Origin of the sequence: Janthinobacterium breve, from assembly GCF_051380895.1 — a bacterium.
GTDB lineage: Bacteria > Pseudomonadota > Gammaproteobacteria > Burkholderiales > Burkholderiaceae_D > Janthinobacterium.
In genome coordinates, this window is record NZ_JBNYXY010000012.1 from 194608 (window position 1) to 219956 (window position 25349).

General features: G+C 62.9%; 19 protein-coding genes. 8 read left to right on the forward strand and 11 right to left on the reverse strand.

What is annotated here, in order from left to right; translation table 11 throughout:
* The first annotated feature begins 83 nt into the window (after window positions 1–83).
* Both ACQ4W0_RS24310 and ACQ4W0_RS24315 read left to right on the forward strand, forming a co-directional pair.
* Complete coding sequence (locus ACQ4W0_RS24310) at window positions 84–1655, forward strand: FHA domain-containing protein (RefSeq protein WP_436579093.1); 1572 nt, start codon at window positions 84–86, stop codon at window positions 1653–1655.
* A 400-nt stretch (window positions 1656–2055) separates the two neighbouring features.
* Window positions 2056–2649: a metal-dependent hydrolase gene (locus ACQ4W0_RS24315; protein ID WP_436579094.1), complete on the forward strand. Its 594-nt coding sequence runs from the start codon at window positions 2056–2058 to the stop codon at window positions 2647–2649.
* Window positions 2650–2706: 57 nt separating this feature from the next.
* Here ACQ4W0_RS24315 and ACQ4W0_RS24320 read toward each other — a convergent pair whose 3' ends face one another.
* The 4 genes from ACQ4W0_RS24320 to ACQ4W0_RS24335 all read right to left on the reverse strand — a co-directional run bounded on the left by ACQ4W0_RS24320 (window position 2707) and on the right by ACQ4W0_RS24335 (window position 8918).
* Window positions 2707–3594 (reverse strand): pirin family protein, encoded by an 888-nt coding sequence (locus ACQ4W0_RS24320; protein ID WP_436579095.1) that lies wholly within the window; start codon window positions 3592–3594, stop codon window positions 2707–2709.
* A complete protein-coding gene (locus ACQ4W0_RS24325) occupies window positions 3591–3989 on the reverse strand; it encodes an OsmC family protein (RefSeq protein WP_436579096.1) in 399 nt (132 codons plus the stop codon). The genes ACQ4W0_RS24320 and ACQ4W0_RS24325 overlap by 4 nt, the downstream gene beginning before the upstream one ends.
* A gap of 254 nt (window positions 3990–4243) precedes the next feature.
* Window positions 4244–6577, reverse strand: coding sequence for an SUMF1/EgtB/PvdO family nonheme iron enzyme (locus ACQ4W0_RS24330; RefSeq protein WP_436579097.1), 2334 nt, complete (start codon window positions 6575–6577; stop codon window positions 4244–4246).
* Between the two features lie 19 nt (window positions 6578–6596).
* Window positions 6597–8918, reverse strand: coding sequence for a coiled-coil domain-containing protein (locus ACQ4W0_RS24335; RefSeq protein ID WP_436579098.1), 2322 nt, complete (start codon window positions 8916–8918; stop codon window positions 6597–6599).
* 365 nt (window positions 8919–9283) lie between these two features.
* Here ACQ4W0_RS24335 and ACQ4W0_RS24340 point away from each other — a divergent pair, with 365 nt between their 5' ends.
* The 3 genes from ACQ4W0_RS24340 to ACQ4W0_RS24350 all read left to right on the forward strand — a co-directional run bounded on the left by ACQ4W0_RS24340 (window position 9284) and on the right by ACQ4W0_RS24350 (window position 11564).
* A complete protein-coding gene (locus ACQ4W0_RS24340; RefSeq protein WP_436579099.1) occupies window positions 9284–9532 on the forward strand; it encodes a hypothetical protein in 249 nt (82 codons plus the stop codon).
* 188 nt (window positions 9533–9720) lie between these two features.
* A complete protein-coding gene (locus tag ACQ4W0_RS24345) occupies window positions 9721–10419 on the forward strand; it encodes a YXWGXW repeat-containing protein (protein WP_436579100.1) in 699 nt (232 codons plus the stop codon).
* Window positions 10420–10535: 116 nt separating this feature from the next.
* Window positions 10536–11564 carry a transporter gene (locus ACQ4W0_RS24350; protein ID WP_436579101.1) on the forward strand — a complete coding sequence of 343 codons (1029 nt, stop codon included), beginning with the start codon at window positions 10536–10538 and terminating at the stop codon, window positions 11562–11564.
* Between the two features lie 54 nt (window positions 11565–11618).
* On the opposite strand, the gene rnk is transcribed toward ACQ4W0_RS24350, so the two are convergent.
* Window positions 11619–12026: a nucleoside diphosphate kinase regulator gene (gene rnk, locus ACQ4W0_RS24355; protein ID WP_436579102.1), complete on the reverse strand. Its 408-nt coding sequence runs from the start codon at window positions 12024–12026 to the stop codon at window positions 11619–11621.
* 580 nt (window positions 12027–12606) lie between these two features.
* On the opposite strand from rnk, the gene ACQ4W0_RS24360 reads away from it, so the two are divergent.
* Window positions 12607–14499 carry a putative bifunctional diguanylate cyclase/phosphodiesterase gene (locus ACQ4W0_RS24360; protein ID WP_436579103.1) on the forward strand — a complete coding sequence of 631 codons (1893 nt, stop codon included), beginning with the start codon at window positions 12607–12609 and terminating at the stop codon, window positions 14497–14499.
* Window positions 14500–14546: 47 nt separating this feature from the next.
* On the opposite strand, the gene ACQ4W0_RS24365 is transcribed toward ACQ4W0_RS24360, so the two are convergent.
* Window positions 14547–16223, reverse strand: a complete 1677-nt coding sequence (locus ACQ4W0_RS24365) for a peptide chain release factor 3 (protein WP_436579178.1) — start codon at window positions 16221–16223, stop codon at window positions 14547–14549.
* A gap of 174 nt (window positions 16224–16397) precedes the next feature.
* On the opposite strand from ACQ4W0_RS24365, the gene ACQ4W0_RS24370 reads away from it, so the two are divergent.
* Window positions 16398–18455: a methyl-accepting chemotaxis protein gene (locus tag ACQ4W0_RS24370; protein ID WP_436579104.1), complete on the forward strand. Its 2058-nt coding sequence runs from the start codon at window positions 16398–16400 to the stop codon at window positions 18453–18455.
* A 227-nt stretch (window positions 18456–18682) separates the two neighbouring features.
* On the forward strand, window positions 18683–19492 hold the full coding sequence (locus ACQ4W0_RS24375; protein WP_436579105.1) for a Crp/Fnr family transcriptional regulator: 810 nt from the start codon (window positions 18683–18685) through the stop codon (window positions 19490–19492).
* A gap of 82 nt (window positions 19493–19574) precedes the next feature.
* Here ACQ4W0_RS24375 and ACQ4W0_RS24380 read toward each other — a convergent pair whose 3' ends face one another.
* From ACQ4W0_RS24380 to pheT, 5 genes are all read right to left on the reverse strand, one after another.
* Complete coding sequence (locus ACQ4W0_RS24380) at window positions 19575–20990, reverse strand: sensor histidine kinase (protein ID WP_436579106.1); 1416 nt, start codon at window positions 20988–20990, stop codon at window positions 19575–19577.
* 144 nt (window positions 20991–21134) lie between these two features.
* Window positions 21135–21767 (reverse strand): response regulator, encoded by a 633-nt coding sequence (locus ACQ4W0_RS24385; RefSeq protein WP_034783185.1) that lies wholly within the window; start codon window positions 21765–21767, stop codon window positions 21135–21137.
* 199 nt (window positions 21768–21966) lie between these two features.
* Window positions 21967–22371: a MerR family transcriptional regulator gene (locus ACQ4W0_RS24390; RefSeq protein WP_436579107.1), complete on the reverse strand. Its 405-nt coding sequence runs from the start codon at window positions 22369–22371 to the stop codon at window positions 21967–21969.
* A 10-nt stretch (window positions 22372–22381) separates the two neighbouring features.
* Window positions 22382–22729, reverse strand: a complete 348-nt coding sequence (locus tag ACQ4W0_RS24395) for an integration host factor subunit alpha (protein WP_010399205.1) — start codon at window positions 22727–22729, stop codon at window positions 22382–22384.
* 170 nt (window positions 22730–22899) lie between these two features.
* Entirely contained in the window at window positions 22900–25326 is a 2427-nt protein-coding gene (gene pheT / locus ACQ4W0_RS24400; RefSeq protein ID WP_436579108.1) for a phenylalanine--tRNA ligase subunit beta, read from the reverse strand.
* Window positions 25327–25349 lie beyond the last annotated feature (23 nt).

Here is a 25349-nt window from a genome sequence, read left to right on the forward strand (position 1 = left end):
GTTGCCAAGCAAGCGCAAAAGCGCGTAAGCTCTCATGTAGAACAGAGGGCAAAATGTCCCCGCTCGATTCGAGTCAGAATGTCATGAAAAAATGCAGCAACCCGGAGCACCCGCACTGTACGTTCTGGGTCTTGCCTGGGGATACAGTCTGCGCGGGCAACCACCCGCAAGCGATGACTGCTCCCAGCAGCTACGACCTGTTGACCGCACTGCGCAGCGCCCGTTCCGAGCCATCGGCAACGGCGCTTTCGCACGCCCCGGCCCATGACGCTGTCTTTCAAGCCGTGAGCAGCCCTGTGCCACTCTCCGCCGCACCTCCGACGTTCACGCCAGCCCCCGTTGCGCCACCAGCGGCTCTCGCTGTCTACCAGCCCGTGCAAGCCCATCTGCACATCAGCGGCTTCGATCCCCGCGCGGCAGGCGGGCGCCAGACATTGAAAATGGAATTGCGCGGCATGAGCGCCGCCTGCGCGCCGCAGCTGACCTTGCGCCTGCGCTCGGACCTGATCCCCCGCGGCCATGTGCAGCATGATTTCGTGCGCACCACGCGCGGCGACTGGCGGCCCGTGTTTGTCGAGTTTTCCTCGCGCAACAAGGAACACGGGCAATACCAGATCGACGTGGAAGTGCACAGCCATCTCGATGGCGCCGTGGCGCAGAAATGGGTATGCACCTTCGTCATCCTGGTGCCGCGCCGCGACGCCACCCTGACGGAAATCCACCAGATCTTCCTCAGCACGCACAAAAACGTGCGCGTGATGGCCGACGACGCGTCGATCGCCCGCGTGACGGGTGGCGACGGCTGCAACCTCGACGTGACGGCGCGCAATGCCGGCATTGCCCACGTGGATTTATCTGCACCGCAAGGCAAGATCGACATGGGTTTTACCACCATTGCCTGGGACGAGGAGTTGATCGAAGTCGACTTGCCCGCCACCAGCCATTGCCATCCGCACCCCAGCCAGGCGGCCTGCCTCGTCAATGCGGCGCCGGAAGCGGGCGAACAACGCCAGATTCGCCTGTTCGCGCTGGAAGAATGCATGCTGGGCCGCTTCGAACTGGTGGACCCGGAAGCCGACGTGCTGCTCAGCCATTTCAGCCCCGATGGCCAGGACAACAACGGCTTGACGCGCCGCCTGTCGGGCCGCCATGCCATCATCCGGCGCAGCCAGCAAGGCTTTGAAATCGAGGACGTGTCGCGCTATGGCGTGCTGCTCGACGGCGTGTGGCCCGGCAAGCACAAGCCCGTGGCCCTGCGCCTGGGCATGCGCATCGAATTGTCTGCCAGCATCAAGGGCATCGTCGTGCTCAGCGTCACGGCCCTGCTCGCGCACGGCGTGATCCTGCACCGCATCGACCACGGTGCCCGCGCCGAATGCTTTTACCTGCTGCTGCCCGAGACCCAGCCCACGCCGGCAAGCCACCTCGCCACGCCGCAGGCCAGCTGCCTGCCCGTACTATTCCACCGCAATGGCGGCTTCTGGCACCTCGATACCGCCAGCGGCAAGGAAACAGCGCTGGCACCCTTCACCGTGCTCGACAAGCTCAGCGGCTTCGCGCGGCACAACCGCTTCGCCAGCGAACCGTATCCGGAATGCTGGATCATCCGCACCGAAGGCGCAGCGCTGTGTGATAGCACCATGCAAACTGCGTAGTAACACTGTTGTAAGTCTGCAGTTATCCGCAAGGCACTAGCGGGGTACCAGTACGAGAAAAATCATCGATAGTCCAAAAATAAACACCGCTTCCAGCGTAAACACGATGGCGGGAATCTGCAATTCGCGCGGGATTTTCATGGCGACACCTCCTCAAATCAAGCTACTGCTTTCAGCATAGCGCGCCCTGCGCGAATTGCATTATCAGCTGCACAATACACTTGACCGCCCGGCATGAGTTGCCGAGCTCGCTGGCAAGGCTATCGCGACACAAAATTTAACAAATTATCGGCAAATATTCTGCAAATTGCCCCCCCTCCACGCCCCTGCATACTGTATATTCATCCAGTTAATACCCCTTGCATTTCACACAGCGCCCGCATGGCGTTTTACATTTTCTATGGCTTCCAACAAAGCGCATCATGCGACCGGTTGGGCTGCCGGCATGATCGCCGCAGCCCTGGTCGCACACGCTGGCGCCGGTGGCCCCTATCAAGTGCTGAGCATGCTCGCCTTTGTCATGGGGGCGCTGGGTGGCACGGCGCCGGACTGGCTGGAAGTGGCCTGGTGGGCGCGCACGCACCGGCTGTGGATCACGCACCGCACCTGGACCCACTGGGGCCTGGCCTGGATCGCCCTGCTCGTCTACACCTACCTGCAATTGCCGCACCACCTGTGGGCGCCGCCCCTGTTCGGCTTTGCGGCGGGCGGCATTATGCATTTGCTGGCCGACTGGCCCAATCCGCTGGGCGTGCCGTGGATTTTCCGCCGCCACTCGCTGCGCTGGTGGAAAAGCGGCCGCCACGACATCATCGTCATCATCGCCGCCTGGCTGGCCGCCACCGTCGTGGCCGACCACGTGTTTTTCGATGGCATCCACCTGCGGCGCACCCTGCTGGCGTTTGAGGGCCTGCTGCACTGGTCCGCTGGCGCACTCCAGACGACCTGGACGAATCTGCAACAGTGGCAGGAGCGCTGGCGCCTGGGTACCTGACGCCAATTGACGCCGGCGGCGTGGCATGTGATCAGGTCAGGCGCGCTTCCAAGGGGGCTAGCTTGCCGGGCGCAGAGGTGCCTTCGGCAGCGGGATGAATTCCGTCTCGCCCGGCACCTGCCCCATGCGCTGGGCGCTCCAGTCGTCGGCCGCCTGCGACAAGCGCTCCTTGCTCGACGAGACGAAATTCCAGAACAGGAAACGGTGACCGTCCAGCGGCTCGCCGCCGATGACGACGAATTGCACCGGGCTGCTGCCTGCCGTGACGATAGGCACCTTACCCTCCTCCAGCAAGGCCATGGTGTGCGTCGCCAGCGCCACGCCATCGACCAGCACGCCCCCGCTGATCGGATAGATCGCCGCTTCCGCCGGCAAGCCCTCCAGGCGCAACTCGCGCTCCGCCTCCAGCGCCACGTCCAGGTACAAAGTCTGCATATAGCTGCGCACGGGCGAAGTCTGCCCAAAGGCCGTGCCGATCAACACTTTCACCACGGCGCCATCGAGCGACACGACGGGAATGTCGGCCTGCGGCGTGTGCGTGAAACTCGGCTCATCCTCTTCGTGCGCCTTCGGCAGCGCGGCCCACAGCTGCAAGCCGTGCGTGCGGTGCGGCTGGCCGGCCAGGTCGTGCGGCGTGCGCTCGGAATGCACGATGCCGCGCCCGGCCGTCATCCAGTTGATGGCGCCCGGTTCGATGCGCTGGTACGAGCCAATGCTGTCGCGGTGGTCGATCGCGCCCTCGAACAGGTAAGTGACGGTGGCCAGGCCGATATGCGGATGGGGGCGCACGTCGTGGTTGGCGTCCGGCGCCACGTCGATGGGGCCGAAATGGTCAAAGAAAATGAAAGGGCCGACGGCCTGCTTGACGGCCGAGGGCAGCAAACGCCGCACGACAAAACCGCCACCGAGGTCCTTTTCGTGGCTTTTCAGGATGGCCGCGCTCATGCCAGCACCGTCGTCACTTCGGTGGTAACGGCCGTCATAAGCTTGTGCAGCGGGCATTTTCCGGCCGCGGCCAGCAATTCCTGGCGCTGCGCATCCGTCAGTTCACCGGTCAGGTGCAGGGTGGTGGCCAGGCGGTACACGCCCTTGCGCTCTTCGCTGGCATCGCGCTCGGTCGACACTTCCACATGTTCCAGGGGGATGCCCTTGTGTTTGGCGTACCAGACCACCGTGAGTGCCTTGCAGGCCGACAGGGCCGCGTCATACAGGTCGTGCGGCGACGGGCCGGCATCGCCGCCGCCCTCTTCCACAGAGGCGTCGGCGGAAATGATGTGATCGCGCACGTGCACGATGTGGCGCATGGCTTGCGACTGGTCACGGATGGCTTTGATGGTCATGGCGTTCCTTGGTGCGTTTGGAAAGCCACAATTTACACCGTTTGCCCGCTTTGCGCAGCCCGCTCCCCGGGCGCTACGCTATTTGATACGGAACACGGCATCGACCGGATGCCCCATAGGTGACGGCAAACGCATCGAGGTTGGGCATGGCCAGCAGCGGGCGCATGACGGCGGGCCACTTCGACAAATCGGCCACGTTGATATGCACGCTCGCCTCATGAGGCATCCGTCAATATGATTAATGCAACAATGAATTAGTCGAGCGTGCGCGCCACCCTGAAACCGACGATATCGTTCGACAGCACGGTGGAGAAACCGTTGCGCAGAGCCGAGCGCAGGTAGCGCGGGTGGTACAGCCAGGAGCCGCCGCGCAGGATGCGCCGGCTGCTGTCGCTGCCCTCTTCCCATGCGCTGCCATCGACGGGCGCGCCTTCGTAGTTGTCGTGCACCACGTCCTGCACCCATTCCCACACATTACCATGCATGTCGAACAAGCCCCAGGGATTCGGCGCGAAGCTGCCCAGCGGGCTGGTGCCGCCCCTGTACACGCCGCGCGGGCCGCCGTTGTAGACATACAGGCCGTCGTAGTTGGCTTGTTCGGTGCTGATCGTGTCGCCCACGTTGAAGGCAGTACGCGTGCCGGCGCGGCAGGCGTATTCCCACTCCGCTTCGCTGGGCAGGCGGTACTGCCGGCCGGTGCGCTCGCTCAGCCACGCCAGGTACAGCTGCGCGTCATTCCAGCTCACGCCGACCACCGGGTGCTGGTCGTTCTGCACGAAACCGGGATTGTCCCAGTCCGTTTCGGAACCGCCCGCCCACTGCGTCGCGCTCACGAAAGCGCGCCACTCACCCACGCTGACGGGATGCCGAGCCAGCGCGAACGGACGTTCGATGCCGACCCAGTGCTGCGGCGTCTCGCGCTCCAGCCAGGCCTGTTGCGAGCCGGCCTGGATGGCGGCCTTGTGTTCCGTCTCGTGCGCGCCCATCTGGAAGCGGCCACTGGGAATGAGCACCAGTTCCGGCCCCTGCCCCGAGCCATCGAGAAAATCATCGCGCAAGATGCCTTCGGCATTGGCTACCGGTTGCACATGTTCGGGTTCCGATTCCGTTTCTGGCGCCGGCGCGGATGCCTGCGCAGGAACCGACGCGGCGGCGGCGCGGCTGGCCGCGTCCCTGCGCGCCCGTTCCTGCTCGGCGCGGTAGGCCGCCTCCGCCTTGGCGACGATGGCCTTGCGCTGCAATTCCTGATGCTCCTGCAAGGCCGTGGCGGCATCGGCTTCGCGGCGCGCGCGCAACTGGCCGCGCAGCGCCTCCTTGCGCAGTTTGCGCGCCTCTTCCGCTTCGAAATGGCGCTGCGCCTCCTGTTCGCGGCGTAGTTTGTCCTGCCGCTGCTTTTCCAGCGCGGCCGCCTGGATTTCCGCCTTGCGCCGCTGGTCCAGTTCTTCCTGGCGTATCCGGGCCCGCCTGATCTCTTCCTCGCGGGCCTGTTCGGCGGCCAGTGCCGCCTGCCGTTGTTGCTGCGCCTGCTGCGCCGCGCGCGCCTGCTGCTGGCGCGCCTGTTCCGCCAATTCTTCGGGCGACGGCCCGGCGGCGCGCTCCAGCCCTTCCAGCAAGGCTTGCACCGCTTGCGGCCGCAGTTCCGCCGTCAAGGAAAAGCCGTTCTGCAGCACCTGCCACTGCGCTGCATTGAGCGCCTGCGGTGGCGAGGGCAGATGGCTGGCGCTGCGCGCATCGTCAAACGGCATGCGCCCTTCGAGCATCTGGTAAATCATCACCGCCACCGCATACACGTCCAGGCGCGGGCTGGGCTGGCGCTGGTTGGCGCCTGCCTCGGGCGCCCGATAACCGTGGGTGCCCGCGTTCGGCATGTCCAGCGCCAGGCTGCTGTCCGCATTGCGCACGCGCGAGGCGATACCGTAATCGAGCAGCTTGATGTCGCCTTTCGCCGTCAGGAAGACATTGCCCGGCTTGATGTCGCGGTGTACTAGCTTGTGCTTTTCCCACGCATACGACAGGGCGTCGGCCACCGGCTGCAGCAATTCCTGCACGGTCGACAGGGACAGCGCGCCCTGGCGGCCCAGGTAGTGCTCGAGGTCTTCGCCATCGAGGCATTCCATGATGATGAAATAGCTGGCCGTGGCCGGGTCCTGCGCCCATTCGTAGACGCGCACGATGTTTTCATGCGCGAGCTTCCTCGCTTGCGTGGCTTCCTCGATCAGCAGCTTGGCGTGCGTGGCGCTCTGCGTCAGCTGCGGCGGCAAAATCTTCAGCGCCACCATTTCGCTACTGCCCAGCTCCGCGTGCGTGGCCAGGTCCGTCGCTTGCCACACCTGCCCCATGCCGCCCGTGCCGATCAGCCGTTCGAGCCGGTAGCGACGGTTTTGCGGGCCGATTTCCTGGCCCGTCATGAAGCCCAGTTCCGTGCCCTGGCGCACGGGCAGCGGCGCGGCCACAGGGGCGACGCCCGGCGGCGCGTATTCGGCGTCGAGGATGGCGTTCTTGCGGCGTTCAAAGTCCTGCTCGCTGAGCAACCCGTCGTCGTGGAGCGCGCGCAGTTCCCGCAGTTTGTCTCGTGCTTTTTGCATCATCTGGGGTGAAACGCTTCCATCAAGGCTGCAAGGCGACGCCGCAGGCGGCGCAGAATTTATCTTCCGGATGGCCCGCGCGCTGCGCATGGCCGTTCTTGCAGCGGGCCGGCGCGCCAGCGGCAGAAACCGCGCCTGGCTGCAGCGCCTGCGCCACGGCTACGCCCAGCTGCGCCTGCGCCGACAGGCCATGGCTGTGCGCCGCATTCTGCAGGTTGATCAGGTCCAGCTGCTGGCGACGTTCGCGTTCCGCCTGGCCTTCCAGGTAGCTGCGCTCCTGCGCCACGCTGTCCTGCGCCATGCGCATGGCCTCCAGCGGCGCGACGCTGTTTTCGGCCGCCGCCAACGCCGCCAGCGCGTGGATCTGCTCGGCACTCATGCCCGCCTGCAGCTGCACCTTCAGCACTTGCGCCAGCGCGGCCGCATTCTGTCCGGCGGCCATGGCCACCTTGCCCGTATCGCTCAGGGAGCCGATTTTCTCGATGCGGTCGATGTCGATGCGCGCCAGCTCGGCCGCATGCGCCTGCTGCGCCAGCAGGGCTTCGTATTCGCCCTTCCAGCGCGCGTAATCGCTTTCGCGCTGCTGCGCCATGGCCAGCAAGTCGCGCTGCCATTGCGCTTCCTGTTCCAGCTGGCGCAGTTGCTGGCGCTGTTCCTCGATGGCCAGCGCGTCGAGCTGCGCCAGCTGCGACTGCAGCTGCAGCTGGCGCGCGTGCACACCGTCGGCCTCGATGGTGCGCAGCAGCTTTTCCTGCTGCGCGATGGCGTCCTCGCGCGCGCCGCCGCGCCGCAGCGCCGCCACTTTTTCCGCGATCTCCGCCGCCTGCACCTGTGCCGCGTCATCCTTGTGCGCCTCGGCGCGCAGCAATTCGCGCTGGCGCGCCAGCTGCATCTGGTCTTCCCACTCCTGCACGCGCTCGGCCTCGCGCTTGCGCGCCGCATTCGCCAGCATCAGGCCCTGCCAGGCGGCCTGGTGCTGCTCCGCCTCCAGCTGCGCCTCGCGCCGGGCGGCATCCGCTTCCGCCTGGCGCAGGCGCGCCAGCTGGGTGCGCCGGCCCGTCTCGTCGTCGATCAGCAGCGCGCTTTCAATCTGCTGCGCGATCGACTGCAAGTGGACTTGATGGGTAAAACGCTGCTGCGCCAGCTGGATCTGCTCGCGCCCATGCAGCTGCGACAATTCCAGCTCGCTGCGCATCTTGATGGCGGCCAGCGCGCGTACATGTTCCCAGTTGGCCGCTTCATCGGCGCGCTGCGCGCCCTTCTGCGCCAGTTCCTGTTCCAGCTCGCCCAGCGCCAGCGCGGCGCCATGGTCGAGCGCCTGGCGCCGCGATTTCGCTTCCAGAATGCGGCCATACAAGTCGATCTGGCGCCCGCGCAGCGCTTGCAGGCGCTCCGCTTCCTGGTGGCCCAGCTCCGCTTTTTCCACCGTTGCATCCTGCTGCAGTTCGGCGCGCCGGTGCGCATGGCGCGCCGCCAGTTCGTCGCGGCGGATGCGCTGCCATTCTTCCTCGTCATACAGCTGGTCGAGCTGCTTCATGCGTTCCAGACTGTGCTGTTCCAATGCCTGCGCCGGCAAGCCGCCCAGCCACAGGGTGCCGATGGCTGCGTCGCCGTTGCCCTCGCGCTTGTCGTGCCGCAGGCTGAGGGTTTCCACGCGCGCCACGGCCAAGCCGCTGGGCGCCAGGCGCTGCGTCAGGGCCGATTGCAGGCGTTCATTCAATTCTGGCCGCAAGTCGGCATTCGCGTCCATCTCGCGCAGCGCGCGGCTGCCGATGAATTCAAGCGCAATCTGGCGCACGGACGGCAGCAGCAAGGCGTGCAGGTGGGCGCGCGTGACGGCGCCCGGCGCGCGCATGAACTGGCGCGCAAATGCATCGGGCTGGCCCAGCGCGATATCCACGCGCAGGGATGCGGCAATGCTCAGCAGCTCCGTGCTGGCCAGGCCGGGCAAGTCGAATTCCAGGCTGACGGCATCGGCGCGCGCGATCAGCACTTCGGCCGGGCGCGCCGGCAACAGCGCCGGCAGGCGCGCAAAGAAGGCGGTGCTGTCGTAGTCGCCGGTCGGTATCAGGGTGAAAGCGTCCGATTGCACGATCCAGGCGCGTGACTCGGCGGGCACCTGCAGGCGGCGTGCCGCGCTGCCGAACAGCGAGGACAGTTCGCGCACGCCAAAGAACAGGGCTAGTTGCCCATCGGCAAGATGCCATTGATTGGCATGCAGCACGGCATCGCTGTCGGGGGCGCCCAGCGATAAGCCGCATTGCGCGCAATAGCCGGCGGCAGCGCCGTTCTTGTGCTCGCAGCGCGGGCAGCGGGCGCCGCCAAAACCAAACAATTGGAACATGTGTGACTCCTGATGAGAATGATTGTGTGCGCAAGTGTGCACAACACGGCTGCCATGCCGATTCTAGCAGGACGGCTGGCGCAGCACCTGCCGCGCGCCGGGCGTGCACACACGGCTCACAACAGGCGCACAACACTGTGCAGTGTCAAATAATGCCATAGAGCAATTGCATTCATATGCAGGGATACAGGGCTAATTAGGCCTCAATTCAAGCGGTCGCCTGCCAGCACAGTGCGCGGGCATTTCAGCGCCGTTTTTTTGCAGGCCATCCCGCCAAAACCACGGCTGGTCGCATCTGCATGGCGCAGCGGCGCGCGCCTGGCTACAGTGCAGACATACCCACCCGCCACCCGAAAGGAACCATCATGAACACGCCAAAAAACGCCTTGAAAAACATGGAAGCCATCTTCACCGTCGCCGTCGCCATCGCCTGCGGCGCCAGCTATGTCAGCTTCATGCAGCCATCAGCCGCCAAAGCAGCTGATGTGGCGCAAGCGAGCGCCATCCCCGTGGTGATGGTCAGCGCCAAGCGCCTGACGGAACAGCAAAAGAAAATCTCGCTGATCGAGGAACGGCAAGCCTTGCTAGGCAACGCCACCGCCAGCACCCTGTGAGCCATCCATGCTGACGCCACGCCGCCTGGCGCACCACGGCTAACTGCCGCGCCAGGCCGCCATTTGTATCCGCCACGGATACACGGACACACAGCATTGTGTCAATTGTAATAAGTTGAATCAAAGGCGAAAAACCGCCGGCAAGCGCCTATAGTCCATTTCACGCAATCACCGAAATGGAGCACACCATGAAACCCATCGCACTCTACGCAGCAGCCATGCTTGCCATCAGCACCGCAGCCTTTTTGCCGGCGCAGGCGATGGCACAGAATCAGCTCGGCGTCAGTATTGTCGTCGGCAACGCCCCGCCTCCGCCACGCTTTGAAAGCGCGCCGGCGCCGCGCGCCGGCTATGTCTGGGCCCCGGGCTACTGGAACTGGGACGGCCAGCGCCATGTCTGGAACAACGGCGAATGGCTGCGCGAACGCGGTGGCAACCAGTACCGCCGCGCCGCCTGGATACAAGAGAACAACCGCTGGCGCCTGGACCGTGGCGGCTGGGTTGCCGCGCAAGTGCAGCCCGTGCGCTATGACGAAGTCCGCATCGCCCCGCCACCGCCGCACCGCGAAGCCATCCCGCGCGCCCGCCACGGCTACCTGTGGGCGCCCGGTCATTGGGAATGGCGCAGCCAGCGCTACGCCTGGACCCCTGGCGTATGGATCGCCGAACGCCCCGGCTATGTGTATGCGCCACCCGCCTGGAACCAGCGCGATGGCCGCTGGCAGATGGAGCAAGGCCGCTGGTCGCCGCGTGGCCCGAACGGCGACCGCGACCGCGACGGCATCCCCAACCGCTATGACCGCGACAATGGCAACCGCCACGACCGCGACGGCGATGGCGTACCGAACCGCGACGACCGGCGTCCGGACAACCCGAACCGCAGCTAATACGCGGCTGTAATCCGCAACAAGGCCACCCATCGCGGTGGCCTTGTCATTTGCCGGACATATCTGTGTATTAAAATCGCGCGACGATCAATTACACTGCGCGAGAAAGATTCACGATGGCGATGGAAACTGCCGGTTTTACCTACGGCTCGGATACCTCGGGCCTGGTCTGGGGCTTCCTGTTTGGCCGCGAGGCGCAGCCGCTGGCGCTCGACTCGACGGCTGCACTGGCATGGATGGCCGATGACGCGGCCAGGCCGGCGCAGGAATTTGTCTGGCTGCATTTCAATTTATCACATGCGGCCAGCGAGAAATGGCTGAAGACGCATACGCAGCTGGCCGACGAATTCTATGAAACCCTGCACCAGGGTTCCCGTTCGACGCGCATCGAACAGGCGGAAAACACCCTGATCGCCGTGGTCAACGATGTGGTGCACAATTCCTCGTTCGAAGCGTCCGACATTTCCACCATGTGGGCCAGCGTGGCGCAAGACCTCGTCATCACGGCGCGCCGCGCGCCGCTGCAGTCGATCGAGCGCTTGCGCCAGGCCGTCATCAAGAACCACGAGCCGATCCGCTCGTCGGTGGAACTGCTGATCCATCTGCTGCGCGACCAGGCCGACGTGCTGGTCAACATCGTGCGCGATGCCGTGGCGCGGGTCGACGATATCGAAGACCACTTGCTGGCCGGGCGCCTGGTGCCCAAGCGTGAAGACCTGGGCGCCATGCGGCGCGTGCTGGTGCGGCTGCAGCGCCTGCTGGCGCCGGAACCGGCAGCCCTGTTCCGCCTGCTGCAACGGCCGCCTTCATGGGTGTCGGAGCTGGACAGCCTGGAATTGCGCCAGTCGACGGAGGAATTTTCCGTGGTGCTCAGCGATATGTCGTCCTTGCAGGAACGCATCAAGCTGCTGCAGGAAGAAATTGCCGCCAGGGTCAACGAGGAAAACAGCCGCAGCCTGTTCGTGCTGACCATCGTCACCGTGCTGGCCTTGCCGATCAATATCATCGCCGGCATGCTGGGCATGAATGTGGGGGGGATTCCGCTGGCCCAGCACCCGCAGGGCTTCTGGATCATCGTTGCCATCATCGTCACGTTTACCGTCGTGGCGGGCTGGCTGGTGGTGCGCGTGCAACGCAATAGTTGATTATTGGAAACACGGCCAGGCAGGCGGACGGCAGGCGCCGTCCGCCATTACAGCTTAACGGTGGTACTCGCCGGCCCGTTCAGGCTGATAAACGATTTCCTCGATCTTCACCTTCACCACGCCGCCGGGCATGGGCCAGGCAATGCTGTCACAGACAGACAAGCCCAGCAGCGCGCTGCCGACGGGCGCCAGCACGGAAATGCGGTCGGCCTGGCCTTCCACATCCTTTGGATACACGAGCGTCAGGCAGAATTCCTCCTTGTTTTCCACCGTGAAGCGCACGGTGGAATTCATCGTCACGACGGTAGGCGGTATTTCTTGCGGCTCGAGCACTTCGGCACGGCCCAGTTCATCGAGCAAGGCGGCCTTGTCCGGCGATAAGTTATTTCCCAAGGCATACAACAACGCTTCCAGTCGTTCCAGGTCTTGTGACGACAAAATAATTTTTGGTTTTTTTTCCAAGATATCCTCACTATTGATCATTAGGGCGACGTCCGGTTTGGCTGGCGGCAGTTTACTTGGCCGCGGCAGACAAAACAAACAGCATCAGAACGTCCATCATCTGGGGATTATGGACGAACTCGCGGAGCAAGGCCATAGCGTTCTCGCATTCTTCATTAAAATTTATTAAAATCAATGACTTGCAATGACACATACGGACAAGAAGTTAATCCGCGCCGGGACGGCTGGAGGCAATCTAGTTATTCTTCATCACATTTTGTTTACCGTCAGCATGTTTTTAGGGAAAAAAACCCGCCGGTAAAAAAAGGATTAAAATTCAGATTATATTATTATTAGAAAGACACGCCCCGCCTTTTCCGTCTGACTTGTCGCCTTGCATGCAGCTACCGGCCTGCGGCATGGCCACTAAATTGCCGCGCGCGCTGTACTTTCACGCTGCAAAATGACAAGATGTCGGCCTTAACAACACGTTGAGAGTTCCGGCTCACTTCGGTTTTCATCAGACTGGAACGTAAAGTATGGCAGGGCGAGGCGGGATCACACGGGGCGGCGGCAAGCGGGGCCGGCAGGAGAATGCGTCATGATGGTGCCATTGATGCTGCCCTCGGTGCAGTTGCGCGGTGACCGGATAGCCAGGCTGAACCTGCTGGCCGCAGCAGCCATGCTGGCCACGGCCGGCCTGCTGCTGGTCCTTTTCCAGTTATTTTCCCTCCAGGCATCTTTCCAGCGCAACTTGCGCATCCAGGCCGACATGCTGGCGCCAGCCGCTGCCCAGGCCATGCGGCGGGACGATCGTCTTGCGGCGCAACAGGTCCTCGCTCCTCTCGCCGCCGCGCCGCATATCCGGCAAGCGCTGCTCTACAGTCCGTATGGCACGCCATTCGCCCGCTACGCGCGCAGCGGCAGCGATGCCGTGCCCACGGCGCCGCGCAGCGGCCAGCAAATCGATTACCTGGACGGCAGCGCCGCCCTCCTCCAAAACCTGCCCGGCGGCGGTGCACTGTATCTGCGCGCCAGCCTGGCGCCGCTGTTGGGCAGCCTGGCGCAATTTGCCGCCTTCACCCTGCTGGTCTGCCTGTGTGCATTCGGCCTGACGGTCCTGATGGTGCGCCGCACGCGCACCGCCGCCCAGCATGCGGAAAGCCATTTGCACTACCTGGCTCACGTCGACCCTGTCACGCAACTGCCGAACCGCCATGAATTCAACGGCGCCCTGGCCTACGCGCTGGCGCGCGCCGACCGCCAGGACAGCAGCGTGGGACTGCTGCTGCTGGACCTGGACAACTTCAAGGTGGTCAACGATACGCTGGGCCACCACTGCGGCGACCAGCTGCTGAAACTTGTTGCCGAGCGCCTGGTGGCGATCCTGCGCGGCACCGACGTCATCTGCCGCATCGGCGGCGACGAATTCGTCGTCATCGTCGAACCGGCCGACGACGCCTCGGAAATGGCCAGCGTGGCGCGCAAGATCCTTGCCGTGCTGGCCACGCCATTCGCGCTGGAAGGCCACCAGCTGTATGTCAGCGCCAGCATCGGCGTGAGCCTGTATCCGTTCGATGCGCAGGACGTGGCGACCCTGACGCGCAATGCCGACACTGCCATGTACCACGCCAAGCACCAGGGCAAGAACCGCTACGCCGTATTCCAGTCAGAAATGGAATTGCGCGCCCAGCGCCGCCTGCGCATGGAAGCGAACCTGCGCCGCGCCCTGCAAAACGAGGAACTGTATCTGCACTACCAGCCGCAGATCGACTTGCGCAGCGGGCGCATCGTCGGCGTGGAAGCGCTGATACGCTGGCATTGCCGCGAGATGGGGCAGCTCAACCCCAGCGAATTCATTCCCGTGGCCGAGGAAAGCGGCATCATCGTCGACCTGGGGCGCTGGGTGCTGCAAAGCGCCTGCCGCCAGGCGGCCGTCTGGTGCAAGGCCGGCCTGCTCGATTCGCTCGAACACGTGGCCGTCAACCTGTCGGCCTGCCAGGCGCGCGACCCGGGATTGATGGACGATATCCGCGCCATCCTGCACGAGACGCAGCTGCCGCATGGCTTGCTGGAGCTGGAAATCACGGAAGGGGTATTGATGGACAATATCCACGCCAACGTGGAACTGATGCGGCGCCTGCAGGACACGGGCATCCACCTGTCGATCGACGATTTCGGCACCGGCTATTCCTCGATGTCCTACCTGAAGCGCCTGCCCATCGACCAATTGAAAATCGACCGCAGCTTCGTGCACGACCTGCCCGGCGAAGGCGAAGCCATCGTCACGGCCATCATCGCCATGGCGCACAGCCTGCATCTGAAAGTGGTGGCCGAAGGCGTGGAAACGGTGCAGCAGGTGGAGTTTTTAAGAAAGGCCGGCTGCGACAACGTGCAGGGCTACTTCTTTGCGCGCCCGATGACGGCGGCGCAGCTGACGGCATTGCTGCTGGAGCGGCGCGACTGGAGTACGCGCACCGTCATGCCGGCATAAAAAAGGCAGAACCGCTGGTTCTGCCCCTCGAACTTACTGCAGATGCATCAAGCCAGCTTGGCCGAATGTTCGCGCGTCGCGTGGAACGTCAGCTTCGGCCAGCGCTCTTCCGTCAAACGCAGGTTCACGCCCGACGTAGCCAGGTAAGCCATGTTGCCGGCCGCATCGTAGGCCACGTTGTGACCCAGCGCGTTCTCGAAATCCTGCAGGACGCGCTTGTCGTCGCAGCTGACCCAGCGCGCGCTGCTGATGCTGGTGCCTTCGAACACGGCGTCGACGCCATACTCGTTAAGCAAACGGCTGGCCACCACTTCGAACTGCAGCACGCCGACGGCGCCCAGTACCAGTTCGCCACCCTGCACCGGCTTGAAGACCTGGACCGCGCCCTCTTCGCCCAGCTGTTGCAAGCCCTTGTGCAACTGCTTGATTTTCAAGGGATTACGGATGCGCACGGAGCGGAAGAAGTCTGGCGCAAAGTACGGGATGCCCGTAAAGGTGAGCATCTCGCCTTCGGAAAAACTGTCGCCGATCTGCATGTTGCCGTGGTTCGGCAAGCCGATGATGTCGCCCGCGTACGCCTCTTCCACCTGTTCGCGCGACGATGCCATGAAGGTCACCACGTTCGACACCTTGATCTCGCGCCCCAGGCGCAAGTGCTTGACCTTCATGCCGCGCTCGAAACGTCCCGAGCACACGCGCAAGAAGGCGATGCGGTCGCGGTGCGCCGGGTCCATATTCGCCTGGATCTTGAAGACGAAGCCGGTGAACGGCTGCTCGGACGGCGCCACCGACCGCACGGTCGCGTCGCGCTCGCGCGGGGCCGGCGCCCAGTCGACCAGCGCGGAGAGAATCTCGCGCACGCCGAAGTTGTTGATGGCCGAACCGAAGAACACGGGCGTCTGCACGCCGGAGAGGAATTCCTCCAGGTTGAACGGGTTCGATGCGCCGTGCACCAGTTCCACTTCCATGCGCAACTGGTCCATCTCCAGCGGGAACATCTCCTGCAGGCGCGGGTTGTCGATGCCCCTGATGATTTCGAAGGCGCCGTCAGCTTTTTCTTCGCCGGCCTTGAACAGCATGATCTCGTCGTTCAGCAGGTGATACACGCCGCGGAAGTTCTTGCCCATGCCGATAGGCCAGGTGACGGGCGCGCACTGGATCTTCAGCACCGATTCGAGTTCGTCGAGCAGGTCCAGCGGATCGCGCGTCTCGCGGTCCATCTTGTTCATGAACGTGACGATGGGCGTATTGCGCATGCGGCACACGGCCAGCAGCTTGATGGTCTGCGCTTCCACGCCCTTGGCCGCATCGATCACCATCAGCGCCGAGTCGACGGCCGTGAGCACGCGATAGGTATCTTCCGAGAAGTCCTGGTGGCCCGGGGTGTCGAGCAGGTTGACGACGTGGTCGCGGAACTCGAACTGCATCACCGAGGACGCGACGGAAATGCCGCGCTGCTTCTCGATCTCCATCCAGTCCGACGTCGCGTGGCGGCCCGATTTACGGGCCTTGACGGTACCGGCCATCTGGATCGCGCCCGAGAACAGCAGCAGTTTTTCCGTCAGCGTGGTTTTACCCGCATCCGGGTGGGAAATGATGCCGAAGGTGCGGCGGCGCTGCACTTCGCGCGCGATCACGGCAGGCGCCTTGCTGCTGGCTGACGCTGCGGCGATGTCCGCGTTGTCAGTGGAATCGGGGGTAGTGATGTCGTTCTCGTTGGCCATATTGGTGACCATAATATGGCCCTCGCAAAAAACCCTCGATTTTACAGAAGGATCGGCCTTCCGTGTGAACTGCTTCACTCTGGCGGAAAGCAAAATCGCCCACTTCATCAAGGGGTCACAATCCGCAGGCAACATTGCACTGCAGAAATGTTGTCACCCTACCCTGGAAACCCGATGAAAATCCTCCTCACTCCCGCCATCCGACTCATGCAGCGCTTGCGCCTGCTGCCCAAATTCATGCTTGTCTGCCTGGTCTTCCTACTGCCGCTGGCGCTGGCGACCACCCTGCTGATCTCGGAGCTGGGCAAGTCGCTGGCCCAGGCGCAGGATGCGCAGCGGGGCGTGGCCTATGTGCGCCAGCTGCAGGAAGGCACGCGGCTGCTGCAGCAGCGGCGCGGCCTGGAGCACTTGCGCCTGAGCGGCAAGGCGGGCATGGACAACACGGCCCTGAATGCGCGCATCACGTCCGCGCTGGCGGCCCTGGGGCGCTTGCCGGCAGGCGCAGGCCTGCCCCAGGCGACCGAGCTGACGCAGCAGTGGCAAGCCTTGCTGGGCCGCCAGGCGGGCCTCGCGGCGCGCGACAGCTACGCGGCGCACACGGCGCTGCTGCGCCAGGCGGCCAAACTGGGCCAGCTGGTGGCCGACCGTTCGCACCTGAGCCTGGACCCGGACGCGGGCGCCAACCACCTGAGCGCCGTCTTCACGGCCACCCTGCCCGACCTGGCCGAGAGCCTGTCCGACATCGCCGGGCGCGGCGCCGCCTACATCGACACGGGCCTGTTCGAAGCGAACGAAGACCAGCTCGTCAACGCCAACGCCCTGATCGCGCGCCACGAACTGGAACGCCTGCCGGCCCGCTTCGACGAAATCATCGCCGCCAAGCCGGCCTTGCGCGCCAGCCTGCAGCCTGCTCTGAAAGCCGTGCCGGCCGCGCTGACCTTCCTCGAACGCAGCAAAAATGAAGTGACGAATTCCTACGACCAGACCTCGGGCGCGCAATTCCACGCGGCCGGCATGCAGGCCATCGACGCCCTGCACGCGCTCTCGATCGCCTCCGCCACCGCCCTGGACAGCCTGCTGGCGCAGCGCATCGCCCGCGACGAGGCGCGCCGCGCCCTGATCCTGGCGGCCATGCTGCTGGTGCTGCTGGCCGCCGCCTACCTGTGCGCGGGCTTCTATGCCGCGTTTGCGCGCGACGTGACGCAATTGCGCGTGGCCGTCGGCGCGGCAGCGGCGGGCGACCTGTCGCAGCGCATCACCTCGCAGGCGCACGACGAAATCGGCGACCTGGTACGCGACTTCGGCGCCATGACGCACGGCCTGGCCACCCTGGTGCAGGAAATCCGCAGCGGCGCGGCCGTCATCGCCGCCGCCGGCGCCGATATCGCCCATGGCAACGCCGCCCTGTCCGGCCACACGGCCACGCAAGCGGACGCGCTGGGCGCCACCGTCGACTCGATGCGCGAGCTGACGGCCACCGTGGGGCGCAATGAAGCCCATGTAGGGCAGGGACGCACCCTGGTGGCCACGGCGGCCGACGTCGCCCTGCGCGGCGGCCAGACGGTGGGCGCTGTGGTCGAGACCATGGCCTCGATCAAGGCCAGCTCGCACAAGATCGTCGACATCATCGGCGTCATCAACGGCATCGCCTTCCAGACGAATATCCTGGCCTTGAACGCGGCCGTGGAAGCGGCACGCGCGGGCGAGCAAGGACGGGGCTTTGCCGTCGTCGCGTCCGAAGTGCGCAGCCTGGCGCAGCGCTCGAACGAGGCGGCGCTGGAAATCAAGCGCCTGATCGGCGATTCCGTCGCCACCGTGGATGCCGGTGGCGACTTGGTCAATGCCGCCGGCAGCACCATGCGGCAAGTCGTCGATGCGGTGCAGCAAGTGGCCGTGGTGATCGGACGCATCAGCAGCGCCGGCGCCGAGCAGAATGGCGAGATCGCCCGCATCAACCAGGCGCTGGCGCAAATCGATGACATGACGCGCCAGAATGCGGGCCTGGTCGACGAAGCGCGCGCCGGTTCGCAGCGCTTGCACCAGGAAGGCGAGGCGCTGACGCAAGCCGTCAGCCGCTTCCGCCTGGGCGAACACGATACGCCTGGCACGCGCCAGGCGAGCGCCGCGAGCGTGCGCGATGGCTTGCCCAGCGTGCGGCCGGCCGGCCTGTGGAGCGCCAATAAACCGCGCGTCATATCACAAAATCGCGCAGAACGGCGCAAGGCTAGCTAGTCAAAAGTGCGCACGTAGGACAAGGACTACAATTCCGCCTCAAAAGAGACTACAAAGTGGCGACTGCTAATCTTATGTTCGCCACTTACATAAGCTTTTAAAGTAGCTACATCGCGATCTGCACCGCGCGGTCGACAAAAATGCCCTTACCACCTTGGCTACGGCAACTTTTTTTGACCAGCAACGCGGCAGTCGCACTCCGATGTAAAAAGCCTGTGAGGAATACTATGAACCATACTCAACTTATCACCCCGGTCCAGAAGAATCAGTTGCTGCCGCGCGCCATGCCGGCGGCCGGACGGGAAATCAAGCTTGCGTCGCGGGTTAGCCTCAGCAGTGCCCAACAGAATGAATTGCTGGCCGCCCTGCCGCGCGCCGCGCTCGAATCGCTGTTCGAAGACCTGGAATTGGTGGAACTGCCGTTCGGCAAGGAACTGTATGCCTATGGCAATAACCTGGAATACAGCTATTTCCCTACCACCGCCATCATTTCCCTGCTGTATGTGATGGAAGACGGCGCCACCACGGAAATCGCTGTTGTCGGCCATGAAGGTGTGGCCGGTGCTTCGCTGCTGGCAGGCGAGCGCGCCATGTGCACGGCCGTCGTGCAAAGCGCCGGCTACGGCTACCGCCTCAAAACGCAAAGCTTGCGCGACGCATTCAACCAGGGCGGCGCCCTGCCCCAGTTGCTGATGCGCTACACCAACGCCCTGTTTGCGCAAATGGCGCAGAACGCCGTCGGCGGTCGCCACAGCTCGATCGAGCAAAAGCTGTGCCGGTGGCTGCTGGACCGCCTGGACCGTTCGCCATCGAACGAACTCAAAGTGACGCAAGAGCTCATTTCCATCATGCTGGGCGTGCGCCGCGAAAGCATCACGGCCGCCGCCGGCAAGCTGCAGGATGAAGGCTTGATCCACTATCGCCGCGGCAACATCACGGTACTGGACCGCGCCGGCCTGGAATGCTATGCGGGCGAGTGCTACAAGGTCGCCAAGACGGAATACGACCGTTTGCTGCGCGACGTATCACGCTGCTGATCGACGGTGCTGCATGATCATGCAGCATGATCAAAAAAAATGGCCGGGCTGCATGCCCGGCCATTTTTTCACCTCTGCACAGTCAAACGCTGGCGTCTTCGTCGATCTCTTCCGGCTCAGGCGTCAGCGGCAACGGAATTACGGCTTCCACGCACGTGCCCTTGCCTTCCGGACCCTGGCGCACGGTGAGGGTGCCGCCCAGCAGCAGGGCCCGTTCGCGCATGCCCAGCAAACCGTGCGACATGGGTTTTTGCAGGGCATCTTCCGTGATGCCGATGCCGTCATCGGTCACGCGCAGCACCAGGCCGTGTTCATTGCGTTTCAATGTCACGCTGACCATGCCGGCGCGCGCATATTTGAGGATATTCGTCAGCGATTCCTGCACGATGCGGAACAGGGCGATCGTCAGGGTGGCTTCGCGGTTATCAATATTGATGGCCACGTCCGTTTCGCAGCGCACCGAGCTCATGCGAGCAAAATCCTCGCAATAGCTTTCGATGGCGGCGCACAGACCCAGGTTGTCCAGCAGGCTGGGGCGCAAATCCTCGACGATGCGGCGCTTCAGTTCCACCGTTTCCAACAGGGTGGCCTTGGCGCGGCGCAATTGTGCCGCCAGTTCCGGCTGCGTGTGCGCCAGTTGCTGCGTGACGGCGCCCAAGTCCATGCTGATCGAGGTCAAATTGGCGCCCAGCTCATCGTGCAGCTCACGCGCCAGGCGCGCCTTCTCCACTTCATTGACGCTGATCAAATGGCGCGACAGCACGGATAACTGCTCCGTGCGCTTGCTGACCGTCGATTCCAGCGTGTCATTGGCATTTTGCAATGCATACTCGACGGCCGCGCGGTTCTGGAAGCTGCGCCGCACCAATTGGTAAAACATGATCAGCACGAGGATGGCCAGGGCGTTGATGCCAATGCCGAGCAGCACGGCTTTCTGGTACTCATGATAAAAGGCGGCGCTGCCGGACGACAGCGCTTCATTCTGTTCACGCGTCATGATCACCACCTGCAGGCGGATTTCATCCATGGTGGCGCGGTCATCGGTCACGCGCGAGATATTGACGATTTCGGCCAGCCCGCCCTGCTTGTAGACCTCGATCGACTCTTGCAGCATCAACATCTTGCGACGGATCAAGCTTTTTAATTGACCCAGGTTTTTCAGCTGCGTAGGACTGCCCGCGAGCAAGGTCTGCAACTCGTTGAATTCGTTTTCGATTTCGGTGGAAGCGGTCTTCGACGGCCCCAGATACGTTTCCGAGCCGGAAATGAAATAGCCGCGCAAGCTGCTTTCCGCGTCCAGCACCAGCACGTTCAAATACTGCAGGCGGTCCGCCACGCGGGCGCTCTGGCTGAGCAAGGCGTTCGTGCCCTTCAGCGATTGCAGATTATGAAACAGACTGAACCCATTGAGTACAAGCAACAAGGCGCAAGCCACGCACAGTATCGTCTTGTAGAGGGGCAGGCGGTGATTCGGGGCCGGTTCAACGGTGAAATACATCCTGATGTGCATCCTTAGCAAGGTTCGGCGCGGGAGAAAGCGCCGGCGCCGGCCAATTATAATCCTCGCTACAGACTGCTGCACTGCACAAGTCGTGCTGGCTAGCTGGCTGAGCGATCATGTTTCCATGATCGCACCGCTGGGCTAGTCAAGCAAATTGTTTTTCATTGCGTAATAGGTCAAGTCGCTGTTCGATTGCAAGCCCATTTTTTCCATGATGCGCGTACGGTAAGTACTCACAGTCTTGATGCTCAGCGACAAGGCCACACCGATATCGGACACAGTGGCGCCACGCGCCAGGCGCAGAAAGACCTGGAATTCGCGGTCCGACAATTCCGTATGCAGGGCGGCATTCGTATCGCGGTCGAACGACTGCGCCAGTAATTCACCCACGGTGGAACTGACGTAACGACGCCCCTGGAACACTGTGCGCACGGCCGTCATCAGCTCATCTGCTTCGCATTCCTTGTTCAGATAGCCATTCGCGCCCATCTTGAACAGGTTCAGCGCGTATTGCTGCGCGGGATAGCCGCTGAGTATCAGCACGGGCAATTCCGGCTGGCCCTGGCGGATCGTGCGCAAGGTATCGATGCCGCTCTGATCGGGCATGGCGATATCGAGCAACAGCACATCGCAAATTTCGCGGCGGGCGATATCGAGCGCTTCACGCCCGGTACCGGCTTCCGCCACCACACTGAAATCGCTTGACGACGAAAAAATCTGTTTGAATCCAGCTCGTACTATTTGGTGATCATCACAAATGGCAACGCGTATCATTGTTTCCCCTTAAATTTTCCTGGCCTGGGAAAGACTACCGGAACCTGAACGCTGCTCCGGCTTAGCGTCACTAACAAAAACGCAACATTAACAGTATATTCAAAATATGGCGTGTCGTACGATACCGGCAGCGCCAAGGCTTGTGCCATGCAGTATAGTCAAGCGGTATCGGACAACCCCAGCTATATTGGTACAAATCTTATTTTAGCAAGTTTAAAATCGCAATTAATTCATTGCGTATCCACACGCGATCCAGCGGTGCTTCCTGCGGCACGACGGGCACGGCCGGCAGCACAGGCAACTCATCCACGATGGCATGCGATGCGCCACGGCTATCGAGCTTATTGCGCGCGCCGCTGATGGTAAAGCCTTGTTCATACAGCAATTCGCGGATGCGGCGTATCAACAGCACTTCATGGTGCTGATAATAACGGCGGTTGCCACGTCGTTTGACCGGCTTGAGCTGGGAAAACTCCTGCTCCCAGTAGCGCAGTACGTGCGGTTTGACGCCGCACAATTCGCTCACCTCGCCGATCGTGAAATAGCGTTTCGCCGGAATGGGCGGCAAGACGATCAACTCGGTTTTACTGATGCGCTCGTTCATCGCCACTCACTCAGGCAGCACGTGCCAGCGGACTGGTCTCTTCGACCATGCTTTTCAGCTTCTGGCTCGCATGAAAGGTCACGACACGGCGCGCCGTGATGGGGATCTCTTCGCCCGTCTTCGGATTGCGGCCCGGCCGTTGTGGCTTGTCGCGCAACTGGAAATTGCCGAAACCGGACAACTTGACGGCCTCGCCCCGCTCGAGCGCATTGCGGATCTCGTCGAAAAAGGTCTCGACCATATCTTTCGCTTCGCGCTTGTTCAGGCCCACTTGCTCGAACAACAGCTCAGCCAGCTCAGCCTTGGTCAAGGTGGGTAAATCTTTTTCCGCTTCCTGGCGCACTTTGGCAACCAGCATGGCCCGATGCAGATCGGCGGCCAGTGCGGATTGCAGTACGGCGGAATCAACGTCGCTGTTATTAATTTTCCTGCCCTGCCTTTTCTGTGCGCCCGAGCCTGCCACATGGCAAGCTCGTCTACGGTTGACGACGGAAAGGCCGTCACGCTAGGCGACGGCCAGTCCAGTAATTACGAACGCAGTTTCGCGTCGTGGCCCTGCTTGGCCGCATCGATCAGGACAGCCATCAGACCATCGACGACATCGTCTTGCAGAGTGTTTTGAGTATCTTGCAAGCTAATCCGGAAAGCAAGGCTTTTTTCATCCGTTTCCAGCCCTTTTCCACGATATTCATCAAATAAAACAATGGCTTGCACGACGTGCGCTGCAGGGCTTGCCTTGGCGGCAGCATGGAAACTGTCGAGCAGATCCTGCACCGCCACCGATTGCTTGACGACCACGGCCAGATCGCGGCTGGCGCCAGGGAATTTCGAGATTTCCTGGTACACGGGCACGACTCTTTGCGTCAGGGCAGCGGCGTCGACTTCGAACAGCACGGGTGCCAGCGGCAAGTCATACTTTTGCATCCAGCGCGGGTGCAATTCGCCGATGAAACCGATGACCTTGCCATCGAGTTCCACGTTTGCCGAGCGGCCCGGATGCAGGGCCGGGTGCTCCGCCTTGCTGAAACGCAAGACCAGCGGTGCAAACAGCGCTTCCAGGTCCGCCTTCACGTCAAAGAAGTCGACCGTGCGTGTAGCCTGGCCCCACTGCTCGTCCGCCACCGCGCCGTAAGCCATGGCCGCCACGCGTTTTGGCTGCGCGTAGCCGGCCACCGACAAGGGACCGTTTTCCACGCCGTCGTCGCGCTGGTAGATGGCGCCCACTTCGAAGATGCGCACGCGGTTCGTCTTGCGGTTCAGGTTGTAGCGCACATTGGCGATCAGGCTGCCGATCAGCGAGGAGCGCATCACGCTCATCTGGCTGGCGATCGGATTCTGCAATTTGATCGGATGCGTGTTGCCCGAGAAATCGCGCTCCCATGCCGTATCGACAAAGCTCATGTTAACCACTTCCTGGAAGCCCAGGTCGGCCAATTCATGACGTACCGCAAACAGGGAGCGGGTATTTTCTGGCGCAATCTGCATCACGTTCGCGGCCACGGGCGGCAAGGTCGGGATGTTTTCAAAACCGTACACGCGCGCCACTTCCTCGATCAGATCTTCCTCGATCTCGATGTCGAAACGGTAGCTGGGCGAGGTCACGGAAAACACGCCGTCCGCCAGGGTGAATGGCAGGGCCAGGCGCGTGAAGATATCGGCGATCAGCTCATCGTTGAGCGGCACGCCGATGACTTTCTGCGCGCGCGCCGTGCGCATCGTCACGGGCTGGCGTTGCGGCAAGTTCACCACGTGGTCGTCGACGGGGCCGACGGTGGTGTCCGGGGTGCCGCAGATTTCCACGATCAGGGCCGTGATGCGCTCGATATGCTCGACGGTGGTGGCAAAATCGACGCCGCGCTCGAAGCGGTGCGCCGCATCGGTGGAGAAATTCAAACGGCGCGCGCGCCCTTGAATCGCGTTCGGCCACCAGAATGCCGCTTCCAGGTAGATGCTGTCCGTATCGTCCGACACGGAACTGGCGTCGCCGCCCATGATGCCGGCCAGCGATTCAATTTCTTGGTCATCGGCAATGACGCCGAGCCACTCGTCGACGGCAACGGTGTTGCCATTGAGCAGCTTGACGGATTCGCCCGCCTTGCCCCAACGCACGTCGAGGCTGCCGTGGATCTTCGCCAGGTCAAACACGTGGCTAGGACGGCCCAGCTCCAGCATGACATAGTTGGAAATGTCGACCAGGGCCGACAGCGGACGCTGGCCGCTGCGCTCGAGGCGCTGCTTCATCCAGTCCGGCGTGGCGGCACGGGCGTTCAAGCCGCGGATGACGCGGCCCGTGAAACGGCCGCACAGGTCCGGCGCGCTGATTTTCACGGGCAGGACTTCGTCGCTGGAAACAGGCACGGTGCGGAACTGCGGCACATTCAGGGGCACGCCCGTGAGAGCGGACACTTCACGCGCCACGCCCAGCACGGACAGACAGTCCGCCTTGTTCGGCGTCAACTTGATGGTGAATTTCAAGTCGTTCAGCGCATAGTAGTCGCGGAAATTCTGGCCGATCGGTGCGTCGTCCGGCAATTCCATCAAGCCAGCGTTTTCTTCCGACAATTTCAATTCGCGCGCGGAGCACAGCATGCCTTGCGACTCGACGCCGCGCAGCTGGCCCACCTTGATTTCAAACGGCTTGCCATCGGCGCCGGGAGGCAGCATGGCACCCGCCATCGCGCAAACGACTTTCAAGCCCGGGCGCACGTTGGGCGCGCCGCAGACGATGTTGAGCATGGTGCCCGTGCCGACGTCGACCTGGCACACATTCAGACGGTCCGCGTTCGGATGTTTTTCCATCTCCAGGACCAGGCCTACCACCACGTTCGAGAACGGAGGGGCGACAGGATCGACGTCCTCGACTTCGAGACCGGACATGGTCAGCAGATGAGCCAGTTCGTCCGAAGTCATCTTCGGATCGACCATGGTACGGAGCCATTTTTCGGAAAATTGCATAATCAAGCCTTCAAAGGGTAAAA